This window comes from Colwellia sp. (genome assembly GCF_013215345.1).
GTDB lineage: Bacteria > Pseudomonadota > Gammaproteobacteria > Enterobacterales > Alteromonadaceae > Colwellia.
Genome location: NZ_JABSOV010000115.1, coordinates 1 through 11725, shown reverse-complemented (window position 1 = coordinate 11725; position 11725 = coordinate 1). Strand labels below are relative to the sequence as shown.

General features: G+C 39.1%; 15 protein-coding genes. 7 read left to right on the top strand and 8 right to left on the bottom strand.

Annotation, left to right across the window (positions count from 1 at the left end; genetic code table 11):
- The coding region (locus HRT50_RS14885; protein WP_291615850.1) for a BolA/IbaG family iron-sulfur metabolism protein at positions 1 to 277 on the bottom strand (277 nt) is incomplete at its 3' end.
- A gap of 94 nt (positions 278 to 371) precedes the next feature.
- On the opposite strand from HRT50_RS14885, the gene HRT50_RS14880 reads away from it, so the two are divergent.
- The 6 genes from HRT50_RS14880 to HRT50_RS14855 all read left to right on the top strand — a co-directional run bounded on the left by HRT50_RS14880 (position 372) and on the right by HRT50_RS14855 (position 6266).
- Positions 372 to 1562: a methyltransferase gene (locus HRT50_RS14880; RefSeq protein ID WP_291615848.1), complete on the top strand. Its 1191-nt coding sequence runs from the start codon at positions 372 to 374 to the stop codon at positions 1560 to 1562.
- An 18-nt stretch (positions 1563 to 1580) separates the two neighbouring features.
- The gene (locus HRT50_RS14875) at positions 1581 to 2150 is read left to right on the top strand and encodes a YajG family lipoprotein (protein WP_291615846.1); all 570 of its coding nucleotides are present in this window, start codon (positions 1581 to 1583) and stop codon (positions 2148 to 2150) included.
- A 47-nt stretch (positions 2151 to 2197) separates the two neighbouring features.
- Positions 2198 to 2785, top strand: coding sequence for a peptidylprolyl isomerase (locus HRT50_RS14870; RefSeq protein WP_291615843.1), 588 nt, complete (start codon positions 2198 to 2200; stop codon positions 2783 to 2785).
- A gap of 240 nt (positions 2786 to 3025) precedes the next feature.
- Positions 3026 to 3355 carry a hypothetical protein gene (locus HRT50_RS14865; RefSeq protein ID WP_291615841.1) on the top strand — a complete coding sequence of 110 codons (330 nt, stop codon included), beginning with the start codon at positions 3026 to 3028 and terminating at the stop codon, positions 3353 to 3355.
- A 124-nt stretch (positions 3356 to 3479) separates the two neighbouring features.
- A complete protein-coding gene (locus HRT50_RS14860) occupies positions 3480 to 4760 on the top strand; it encodes an AmpG family muropeptide MFS transporter (protein WP_291615839.1) in 1281 nt (426 codons plus the stop codon).
- 666 nt (positions 4761 to 5426) lie between these two features.
- On the top strand, positions 5427 to 6266 hold the full coding sequence (locus HRT50_RS14855) for an HDOD domain-containing protein (RefSeq protein ID WP_291615837.1): 840 nt from the start codon (positions 5427 to 5429) through the stop codon (positions 6264 to 6266).
- Between the two features lie 93 nt (positions 6267 to 6359).
- On the opposite strand, the gene HRT50_RS14850 is transcribed toward HRT50_RS14855, so the two are convergent.
- From HRT50_RS14850 to HRT50_RS14825, 6 genes are all read right to left on the bottom strand, one after another.
- Positions 6360 to 6758, bottom strand: a complete 399-nt coding sequence (locus tag HRT50_RS14850) for a YacL family protein (protein ID WP_291615835.1) — start codon at positions 6756 to 6758, stop codon at positions 6360 to 6362.
- A 91-nt stretch (positions 6759 to 6849) separates the two neighbouring features.
- The gene (locus HRT50_RS14845; protein WP_291615833.1) at positions 6850 to 7503 is read right to left on the bottom strand and encodes a fumarylacetoacetate hydrolase family protein; all 654 of its coding nucleotides are present in this window, start codon (positions 7501 to 7503) and stop codon (positions 6850 to 6852) included.
- A gap of 50 nt (positions 7504 to 7553) precedes the next feature.
- Positions 7554 to 8228, bottom strand: coding sequence for a hypothetical protein (locus HRT50_RS14840; protein WP_291615831.1), 675 nt, complete (start codon positions 8226 to 8228; stop codon positions 7554 to 7556).
- Positions 8229 to 8316: 88 nt separating this feature from the next.
- Positions 8317 to 8856 (bottom strand): hypothetical protein, encoded by a 540-nt coding sequence (locus HRT50_RS14835; protein ID WP_291615830.1) that lies wholly within the window; start codon positions 8854 to 8856, stop codon positions 8317 to 8319.
- A 56-nt stretch (positions 8857 to 8912) separates the two neighbouring features.
- A complete protein-coding gene (locus tag HRT50_RS14830; protein ID WP_291615828.1) occupies positions 8913 to 9185 on the bottom strand; it encodes a DUF2249 domain-containing protein in 273 nt (90 codons plus the stop codon).
- A 5-nt stretch (positions 9186 to 9190) separates the two neighbouring features.
- Positions 9191 to 9631, bottom strand: coding sequence for a hemerythrin domain-containing protein (locus HRT50_RS14825; RefSeq protein ID WP_291615826.1), 441 nt, complete (start codon positions 9629 to 9631; stop codon positions 9191 to 9193).
- Positions 9632 to 9898: 267 nt separating this feature from the next.
- Here HRT50_RS14825 and HRT50_RS14820 point away from each other — a divergent pair, with 267 nt between their 5' ends.
- Positions 9899 to 11182, top strand: a complete 1284-nt coding sequence (locus HRT50_RS14820) for an outer membrane protein transport protein (RefSeq protein ID WP_291615824.1) — start codon at positions 9899 to 9901, stop codon at positions 11180 to 11182.
- A gap of 113 nt (positions 11183 to 11295) precedes the next feature.
- On the opposite strand, the gene argR is transcribed toward HRT50_RS14820, so the two are convergent.
- A partial coding sequence (gene argR / locus HRT50_RS14815; RefSeq protein WP_291615822.1) for a transcriptional regulator ArgR occupies positions 11296 to 11725 on the bottom strand: 430 nt, incomplete at its 5' end.

The following is an 11725-nucleotide window of genomic DNA, read 5'->3' as shown; positions in this document are numbered from 1 at the left end:
TATTGTTAGCGAACTGCTCTTGCCATTGTGACTCGGTATAGGTGTGTAATGCCAGCGCATGAATTTTTTCAGCTAGCTCTTCTGCCAGCACTGCATTGATTAAGCGATGACACTTAATCAATCGTTCACCTTCAAAAGCCTTAGCAACAATAACCACTTTAAAGTGAGATTCACTACCCGGTGGTACATTATGGTTATTACTTTCGTTGATCACATCTAAGTGTGAAGGCTGAAAAGCATCAAGCAGTTTTTGTTCAATAATAGCGGCAACAGTCATTCTTTTCTCGCTGAATTAAGTGGATAGACCAACAATATGCTGTGAATTATGACACAATAGCGGGCAAATTTTCACTGCCATTTTAGCCAATTATATGATCAGCCCTTTTATTGTTAATGATAAGAACTTATTCCTAAGCCGTTTCCCTGCTGCGCAAGTAAACCGTAGTTTACAAGCATGGGACTCAGCCGATGAGTACCTAATAAACTATATTGAAGAACAAGGTTTAATTAACGCTAATACCAAGGTGGCTATTTTTAATGATGCCTTTGGCGCATTGGCAACGAATTTTTGCCATTCAGGTAGTGAGAATGCTGAAGTAGTTTGTATTAATGACTCTTATATTAGTAGCCAAGGCATAAGCTACAATATAGAGCAAAATTATTTAGACGATAGCAATATTACCCAGCTAAACTCGCTTGATGCCTTACCTAATGACATTGATGTCATTTTATATAAAATTCCTAAAAGCAAAGCAATGTTAATTGAACAGCTTATTCAAATTAAGCAATCAGTTAGCGATAACTGTATTTTTATCGCCGCAGATCGCGCTAAAGAAATACACAGCGCCACCTTAAAAGTGTTTGAAAAATACCTAGGTACAACTAAAACCTCTTTAGCGGTAAAAAAAGCCCGCTTAGTATTTTGCCAGTTTGACTGTCATCTAACTAATCAACAGGTAAATCACTCGCCTTTTCCAACGGTATGGACCATAACGCATAAATCTACCAATGACTCACCTTCACGTGAACTTAGCATTAGCAATCATGCCAATGTTTATGCCAGAGAAAAGTTAGATATTGGCGCGCGATATTTTATTGAAAACTTACCTGAAGTTGCCGCTAACAGCAAAGTAATTGATTTAGGCTGTGGTAATGGCGTGATTGGTCTAACCGTATTGGCTAACCAACCTGAAGCACATGTTCAGTTTATTGATGAATCAACTATGGCCATCGCTTCTGCTGAAGAAAATATAAAAACAAATCTACCTGAATCAATTGAAAATTGTGAGTTTATCCTTAATGATTCATTGACTGATATAGAAGGTGGCAGCGTTGATTTGATTTTGTGTAATCCACCTTTTCATCAAAATACCGCCACCACAGATCATATTGCTTGGCAGATGTTTAAAGACAGTCATAGAGTATTAAAGAAAGGCGGAGAGTTACGTATTATTGGTAACCAGCAATTAGCTTATCATATTAAGTTACAGCGCCTTTTTGGTAACGAAACCTTAATTGCCAGTAATAATAAGTTTGTCACGCAATCTGCAATTAAACGATAAGAGAAGATAGATAAAATAATGAATTTATACAGATTACAATCAATAATTCTAGCTTCATTACTTATCAGCATTGTTGGTTGTAGTGCCGCGCCTACTCATTTAATAGTATCGCCACAAGTGAACATAGCGCCATCGAACCAGCTATCTCATAAAGAAGCACAGCTCACTGTTGTTGATATGCGGACCAGCACCCATATTATTCAAATACTGGAGAAGGATGAAGCAGCAACAATACTTTCATCCGAACAGCGTCTTGAAGATATTATTCAGGGAATTTTAGTTAAACAGTGGCAACAGCAAGGTTTATCTTTTACTGATAACGCAACAAACAAGATGACGGTTACTATAGAAAAAGCAGTCATCAGTGTTGATCAGGAAAGTGTTAGCTATAACACCCAAAGTGAAATTATCATTAAAGTTTCTATTGATAACAGCAAGCAAACCCTGACCAGTCGCTTTAAAACGCGTGGCCATAGCGAAGGTGCTCTTAATGCTGATATCGCGGTGTTAGAACGTGAATTTAATCAGCATTTGAGTAGTTTATTAACACAAATTTTGTCCAGTAACGACATTAAAACTTTTTTATAGCAGATTGCAAGGGGGCTATGCGCCTCCCCCATAATCGGTAGGTAATTATGAAACTTTTTTTTCAATTTATTATTTTAAGCACTTTGCTAATCAGTAGTACCTTTAGCTATGCGGTTGATCCAACGAACATCTATCCTAAAGTAAAATTGCAAACCTCTATGGGGGTAATTGTTGTTGAACTTGATCGAGTGAAAGCCCCTATTACCGTGGATAATTTTCTCGAGTATGTGGTAAAAGGTGAATATGACAACACCATTTTCCATCGAATTATTGAAGACTTTATTGTCCAAGGTGGTGCTTATGACGCTAAATTTACCGCCAAGAAACTAGGTAAAAACATCATTAATGAATCTGGTAATGGTTTAAAAAATGAAATGGGTACCATTGCTATGGCTAAAGAAAACCGACCACATACAGCCAATCGCCAATTCTTTTTTAACCTAGCAGATAACACCACATTAGACCCAGGCAGAAAATGGGGCTATGCGGTGTTTGGCGCAATCGTTGAAGGTGAAGAAGTACTAACAGCCATAGCTAAAGTACCTACCGATTACAACGAAGAAATGGCTTGGAATGATGTACCACTAAAACCAGTCATGTTAATCAAAGCAACTCTTTTACCGGCAGATAATTAAGCCAAGTTTACTTTATCTATGCTAACCAACATTTTACAAAAAAGTAACAAAAAAAAGTGCTATTTTTTTGACAAAAATCCAATTATCACCGATAAATAAGATAGCCAATAAAAAAGATCACAAATAAAAATAAAAATGTGAATCAATAATAAGGCGCTAATTCTTTGCCGGTGATCACCATTACCCTAGCTAAACACCGCCATTCGTAGTGCCAAGTAGTATATGTATTAAGGGGACTTCATGATAATTGAGCAGTTTATCGATCAAAAAATACTAGAAATGCACGCCTATGTTGGCGCAGTCATCGAACAAAAGCTTCACTATACTGAGTTAGACCGCTTTATTTTAGACACAATGTCCGAGTGGACTTTATTAAATGTTGTTGATGAAACGCCACACAGCGCTAAAGAGCGGGTATTTTGGCATTTAATGCACGAAGTGAGCTTACATGGTGCGCAAGCACTAGGCCAAGATCTATTTTTCAAAAGTGAAATGAACACTTGTTTAGATTTCTTCAACGGCTCAGGTAGTTACCCTATTGACTGTATTGGCTGGCGCCCCATCGCTTAGCTAAACGGAGCTTAAATTTAACCAATCATTAAATAATCACTCAAATAACATGATCCTCTTCTGCTAGTAGCAAGCCTCTGATAGACTGAAAGTATTACCTTTTATCATCTTGAATTACTTGTTAATGCCAACGAACTCTCCAGCAAAAACTAGCTCTTTTAAAGAAGCAATCTTAAATAAGCGTATGCTTATTTGTATTTTTACCGGTTTTAGTTCAGGTTTACCGCTGTTTGTTTTGTATCAATTGGTGCCTGGGTGGCTGCGTGATGAAGGCGTTAGCCTAGCAGAAATTGGACTGTTCTCACTCATTGGCATCCCTTATGTGTGGAAGTTTCTGTGGTCACCACTCATGGACCGCTACTCACTCGGTATACTTGGCAGGCGCCGAAGCTGGATGTTAGCAACACAGCTGCTACTTTTAGGTTCTATTGCCGGCTTTGGCTTCGTTAACCCGATAATGGATATATGGTCTGTTGCCTATTTAGCGGCAGCCGTGGCCTTTTTTAGTGCCAGCCAAGATATAGTGCTTGATGCTTATCGACGAGAATTATTACCCGATAATGAACTTGGCTTAGGTAACTCGATTCATGTACAAGCCTACCGACTTTCGGGGCTGGTACCTGGCTCTCTGGGTTTTATTTTGGCCGACCATATGAGCTGGCAATCCGTATTTATGATAGTCGCGGCCTTTATGTTAATAGGCGTATTGTTAACCCTGTTCATTAATGAATTAGAATCAGAGCATAGTGCACCAAAAACCTTACGAGAAGCCGTGGTTTTACCCTTCAAAGACTTTATTCAAAGTAAAGGACTTAAATCTGCGGGCTATATACTTTTGTTCTTAGTGCTTTATAAATTAGGCGACAATATGGCGACGGCATTACAAACGCCATTTTTCATTGATATGGGCTTTAGTAAAACTGAAATAGGCGTGGTCGCCAAAACATCTTCATTAATTGCCATGACCATTGGTATCCTTGTTGGCGGCTTCGTGATGATTAAACTCAGTATCAATCGTGCCCTATGGTTATTTGGTTTTGTTCAGATATTCAGTATTTTAGGCTTTGCCGCCCTAGCTGAAATAGGACATAACAACTATGCTTTAGCAATAGCCATGGGCTTTGAATATTTAGGTGTTGGTTTAGGCACTGCGGCTTTTACTGCATTTATTGCTAAAACAACAAACCCGGCTTTTGCAGCCACTCAAATTGCCTTATTTACCGCTTTGGCAGTAGTACCACGCACTTTTGCCAATGCTACTACCGGCGTTATTATAGAGCAAATAGGTTGGACAAATTTTTACTTTCTCTGCACGGCGTTAGCTATCCCTGGCATGTTAATGTTACTTAAAGTTGCCCCGTGGAATGAAACATCCCTTAACGAGAGCATAAATAAACCACTATGATAAAATTTTTCTTCTTACTGCCAATTATTATGTGCGCCATTTGGACTTGGTATCTTAGCGCTAATGATTATTCACTAAAGCAAGGTGTCAAAGGCTTTACCTACATCCTTGCATTCAACACTATCATTGTTGGCTTCTTTGTCATGATGATTTATGTAACCCACTGATTGACCCTAAATACTAAGATTAACTATCAGCAATACCGAGTTATTTAAAGCGTAATGATTTATTCTGACTTGCTAAGTACTGGTACCTGACCAGACATTAAATTAACCCGTTATATTGATAAGAATTAAAGCAAGAGCCCTTTTTATGTCATACACTTATACCCAGCCACTTCAAGATACTCGTTTCAAGACGCCTGAACGGTTCATGATCAAGGCGCGTATTTCATTAATGGTTGTTCAGGAGAATATGCTCCTGAATTCTCTATTAAGCTGCATCCATGCAGCGTCCTTAATGAACTACGCAACGATGAACATGATTTGCTCAGACGTCCCCGAAGGGCTGGTTTAGAAACGCTTTATCCATCGTTATTGATTTCGACAATAGAAAAACTATTCTCTTCAATCAATGCCTGCCTAAAGACGTTTCTAATTCCAGTTGAATCCTGTATCTTGAGGTGGTTTGGGTATAATCTATGTTTTTATAGGATTTTATTGGTTTATGTTAATTGTCGATCAAAGTGTCTTAGATGATATCAGCCGTGGATTTTCTGTACCGGCCCAGCCCAAATTACTACTCGAATTACTTAAACTGATGGCTGAGACTAGCCCGAATGTTAATGCTATTAGCGCCGCTATCAGTAAAGATATTGCCGTCAGTGCAGCTATTTTAAAAACCGTTAATTCCCCTTTGTACGGATTAAGTAGAACAGTGACAGATATCAAGATGTCGGTAAATTACATCGGTATTTATGGTGTAGTCATGCTCGTTACCGGTAGTTTACTTAAAAAGAGTTTTGACCCTAAGTGTTGTAGTATCAAACTAGAAGATTTTTGGCAGTTTACTTCTGATATAGCCAGTGCAGCGATGTTAATTGGTCAAAGATATAAGCCGCAAATAGCTAATGATAAATTTTTTAGTTTAGGTCTATTTCATGCTTGCGGTGTACCTGTGATGGCAATGAAATATAATGATTATCAGCAACTATTAGATCAAGCATTAACGACTCCTAAAATAGCGCTTACGGTAGTAGAAGAAGAGTACTATGGCGTGAATCATGCGACTATTGGTTATTATGTTGCCAGTTCATGGCGCTTACCCAAAGACGTCTGCCAAATAATTTTACAACACCATGAAAGAGACTTTTTAAGTGTACTTAATGGCTCGCCAGGACAAGATTTATTTGCGGTTTTAAAGTTAAGTGAGCAGCTAATCTCATTAAAATATTCAGATTGTACATCGGCAGACTGGCCTTACGTACAAGAAAAAGTATGTGCACTGCTAGGGATTGACGAGGGGTCTTTAAAGACTCTTGTTGCGGAGTTTACTGATAGTAAATAGTTTCATCGCTAAAGACAGAAATAGTGAAATGAATAAAGGTGCTTTCTTCGCACCTTTATCTAGTTTAAATTGATTTAGATTAGTTGAATAGCTTTACGATAAACCGTTAGTGAATTGCCCCCAAGAGAGTAGTAAGGCTCTAAAATCATCTAAACCACAAGCCGCTATTTCATTTTGATCTAGGTGAATATGCTCATCAGTTAACATTTCAGGTAAACCTTCCCCGGTACCATTTAATGAACCATTCATGCTGACGTTTGTTTGAATCGAAACATCTTCGTTATTTAAGGTAATAGAGTATTCGCTACCGGTGATGAGTATCTCTTGCGACTGACCGGTTTCAATATTGTCTATCGCAGTGAGTAAATCGGTAAGTTTGTTGACGTTATGTCCTACTTCAACTTCCATCCATGGGCCTATGACCTCATGCTCTAATGAAAAGAGCGCTCTGGCTTCGCCTGTGATGGCATCGTGTACAAATTCATATTCCATAGCCTTTCCTATAAATGGCAGTATAAAAGGGCCTACATTAAGTGTAGCAAAGCTTTACAGCTTTAAGACCAATTCTAATAAATTAAAGCGACTATTGCGCTTGCCACTGGCAAGTAACTAAGGCACTGATAGCCATTTGGCTATCTTCTTGTTGTAAGTATATTTGGCCAACAAAGCTATCTTCAGTAGCAATAACACCGACACCTTTAGGTGTGCCTGTCATCACAATATCGCCGTCTTCCAGGCTAATAAAGCTCTGTAATTCTTTTAATATTTCAGCTGGCTTAACCAGCATTAAGCTGACGCCGCCTTGCTGTTTTAACTCATCATTGATAACTAAAGACAAGTTTAACTGGCTGAGTCCTTCTTCAGGTATAGCAACAAAGTCACTAAATACCGCCGAGCCATCAAAAGCTTTAGCACGTTCCCAAGGCAGGCCTTTAGCTTTTAACTTTCCTTGAACTTCGCGCTTAGTTAAATCCAGTCCTAAGGCCACCGCAGTAAACTGCCCGCCTTGATATAAAAAACTTAACTCGGCTTCATAGTGCAAGGCCTCATCATTATGCATAGCACTTAGTGTTGCACTAATGGCTGAATTTGGCTTTAAAAACACCACCATTTCATCAGGTATTTCATTGGCAAGCTCTTTGATGTGGTCGACATAATTACGGCCGATACAAACCACTTTTGATGGCGTGACTTGCTGTACCGATTTATCAATGGCAACTAAGGTGACTGTATTCATAAATGAACCTATTTAGCTTACTAAGTGGTATTAGCGGGCATAGTAATGAGTTACGCCTTATTGGACAAGTGGATTTTCTGACTAACGGTAAAATATAAATGCATACACTTGATCATTAAAAGCAATAGCCAAGAAAATTCAAGTAAAAGTAAGAATGCAAAGAGCCCATACAAGCTGGGCTCAAATATTACCGCCAACAATGATAAACCACTGAGAATATGTAGATAGTAGAGCGCCAAGCCCTGTTTTTTATTTAAAAAATCATGCATATGCGGGATAAACTGCATCACTGAAAAACCCATTAAACAACGCTGTTGCAAGTGGGTGTAACTCAAGAATGGCAATATTTTTAGTAACATAGCCTGTATTACTGATAGCAGGTAAAAGTAGATAAAAATAGCTGTTAACAGCATGGTTTTGTCTGGTAGTGCAATGAATAACGGAGTATCAGCTGAACGATAAAAACTATCGGGCAAGAAATACAGAACATTAAGTAACAGCAGTGTTGCCGCAGCCAGTTGCCAGTATTTAATACTGCTGTCGGCTATTTTACGCTTGCGTTGGTTGATCACATAAAACAAGGTAAGTGCAAACACGCCATGACTAATAACAATGAGCCCCAAGGCAAACTCGGCATAGACCATATAAACCAGCAAGAAGATAAAAATACTGATGCTAAGATACTGCCTGATATATTTCGGCATATTAGGAGCGACATGAAACATAGGTAACACTTGAAAACTCACCGAAATAATTAAGATACCCGCCCAACCAACTAAACCGAAAAGCGCATGGATATTGGTGAGCTGCTTATCAAGCAGTAAATGGCATTGTAATGCCTGCCCTACTTACTAACAGTAATACTCCTAACAGCAAAACCACAACCAAGGATGTTAGCGCTAATCGAAAGCTATTAATGCTATCACTCTGGCTTATTTTTTTTACTAATAACCAAATAATAGCGCAGAGATAAATGCCCAAACCTAAACTGAGCAGTATTAATGCCGAAACCGTTAACCAGCTTTCTGCAAAGATAAAACTTAACATTAAGACAATCACGCCAGCACTATATAGAATATGACTAGTGCTCGCCATAAGTCTAGGCTTGGCCAAGCCAATCCCGCCAATAACGGGCAGAAATTGTAATAATGCCCCCATCATTACCATAGTTAAAAAGCCTAAGGTAAAACCGTGAGTGAGCGCTAACATATTAGCTTGCCACCGACTTAGCCATAGTGCTTCACCGGAAAATAAAATGAACAAAGCACAAGCAATGATAAAAAGTGGCGCACTGATAAAAAATCTGAAAGGTAAGTCGATAGGAGGTAAAGCATTAAATGATAAGCCGGACATGTTCATGGCGAGCCTTTATTTTAACAAGGGAATGATTAACCGCTGCAAACAATCGCCTAAAGGGGGTTGAATACTTCACCGTCAAAGTGCTGCTCAAACAATAGCTGATCAATTTGGCGGTAGATAAACAGCGAAATATTATCCTCATCATGCACTTGGCAATGATAAGCCCAAGCCGCTTGATGTAATTTTTCATACAAAGGAAAAGGCTGTCGTCTATGAGTCACTAATAAGCAATGATCTGCTGGCAAACGCGCCAAGGCCGTAATTATCACAGTCATTGGCTCTGGCGGGGCAAGCTCAGTTACATCAACAACGACAAGCTTCATTATCGTTAAGCTACTTTGCTGGCCTTAAAACCTTCAATAAGCTGATCACCATCGCTTAAGTGTTGCGCCATCATAGGATAAAGCATCATCTCTTCTTTCATATTATGCTGTTGCATCATCACCATTAAGGTTTCAGCTAAACCTAGGTACTCATCTTTGGCTTTTACCGCCAGCGCATTATCTAACTCTTGCACCAAAGCACGCATCTGTTGATGTTCCATACGCATAACTTGAGTTGGCCCTGCCGTCATGCCCGTTGCTTGTTCAAATTGTGGAAATAATACCTCTTCTTCTTGCGCAAAATGCTCAGTTAATTCACTGGCAAAACATTGCCACTTTGTTAATGCTAATGACCAGTTTTTCTCTGCCACAGCGGCTTCGGCTTGACAAAAAACTTCATCACATTCTCTATGTTTTTCTGTCATATACTCGGGAATTGAACTCATAACATTTCCTTTTTTACTGTCTAATACCAATTATCAATATTTGTATAGTAAAGCAGCGACTGAGTTTGAGCTTTGACCTACATTAATAAAAGCGCGACAAATTAGTGTTTATTCGAAGAAAAAGTATGAAAAAAATAACAGTTCCACAATTGTTCGACAACAGCCTGGTTCACAAACTAGTTACCAATTCTCACTATTGATAACAGTTCTGGTCTGACCTTTGCGGTAGGCTCATTACTTTATATTATAATAAATGGTCCCAAAATCATGACATTCAAGAAATCCTTATTAGCGCTATCGTTAACCTGCTCATCTTTTTACAGTGTTGGTGCTGCCTTTCAGTTAGCTGAGCATAGTGCTGCTGGTTTAGGTAGAGCTTTCGCTGGTGAAGCTGCCATTGCAGATGATGCTTCTGTTGTTGCCCGTAACCCTGCCCTTATGGCGCAGTTCGATACCATGGAATTCTCAATATCAGGCACCTATGTAATGCCTGACGTTAGCTTAACCGGTATAAATGCGTCAAACGGTACAGACCCTGCTGCATTAAATAGTGACAGTATTGCGCCAAGTGCATTCATTCCAGCTATGTACCTAGTTATGCCACTAAATGACAAGTTTGCTCTAGGTTTTGGCACCTTCTCTAACTTTGGTTTAGCGACTGAGTTTCCTGAAGACTACGCTGCTGGACAACTAGCCGGTGAAACATCAATTACTACGGTTAACTTTAATACCAGCCTTTCTTACAAAGTGAATGATAACTTTGTTATTGCTGGTGGTTTAAATGTTATTTATGCCGAGGCTTCATTGGTGCGTAACTTTGGCGAAACCGGAGGCAAACTGACTTTACCTCCAACTATGATTCCAACACCTGAAACAGTAGCATCAGATTTAGCCGGCGATGATATCTCTTATGGTTGGAATATGGGCCTTTCTTATGATTTTAATGAAAATCATCGTTTAGGTTTTAGCTATCGTAGTGAAGTAAAACTAGAGCTTGAAGGTGAATACACTAATGACTTACCTGGTTTCATCGGTGGCTTCGAGGGGAAAGTAGTTCCTGGCGCTATGGATATTACTTTACCGGCTATCATGGAATTTTCTGGCTTACATCAACTAACTGATACGGTTGCTGTGCATTACTCAGCAATGTGGACAGGCTGGAGTAGCTTCGATAAACTAGCTGGCTATGAAGTTGGAGTTGATGATCCAGTATTCGAAAAAGAAGAAAACTTTTCAAACTCAATGCGTTATGCCCTCGGTGCCACTTACCAACTTAGCACTAATATGAAGCTAAGGACGGGTATTGCATATGATGAATCACCAGCCGATGAAAATCACATGTCCATCTCAATTCCTGATACCAACCGTATCTGGTTGAGTGCTGGTTTAAATTATACTTTCACCAATAAATCATCAGTAGATTTTGGTGTAAGTATTGTTAAAGGTGACACTCAGACCTTTACTGAAACTGATGATATAGGCCAAGATTGGACATTTGAGTCACAAGGCGATGCTTACCTTGTCTCTGCACAATATAACCACGTTTTTTAAAGTGGCACTTTAGGCTAGAAGACTAATCATTCTTAAATCATTGAATAGTTAATAGTTTTTTAAGAGAGTCCTCATCAACTTACTGAGGACTTCTTTAATGCTTAGCTTTACCGCTAGTCTTTTACCGCTAAAAGATTACGAATAGACTGAGTAATTTCTTCAATATTATCCACATCAACAGGGGCAATGAAAATAGTATCATCGCCAGCCAGTGTGCCTAAAATCCCCGCAGATTCACCCATACTATCGAGCATACGAGAAATTAGTGGCGCTGCGCCAATACCGGTCTTTAAAATTATTTGCATATTATTATGCTTAACACTCAACACCACTGATTCAATTGACTGTTTAGACTTAGGTACCGCTAGCTCATCTGGCAGAATGTAAATCATTTCATTATTAGTATTACGCGTTTTTACTGCGCCAAGCTTAGACAATAAGCGCGATATTTTCGCTTGTGACATATCATCAAACCCCTGTAGGGCAAGAGCTTGTGCTAACTGACCTTGAGAGCCATAACATTGCTCTTTTAATAAACGCTTA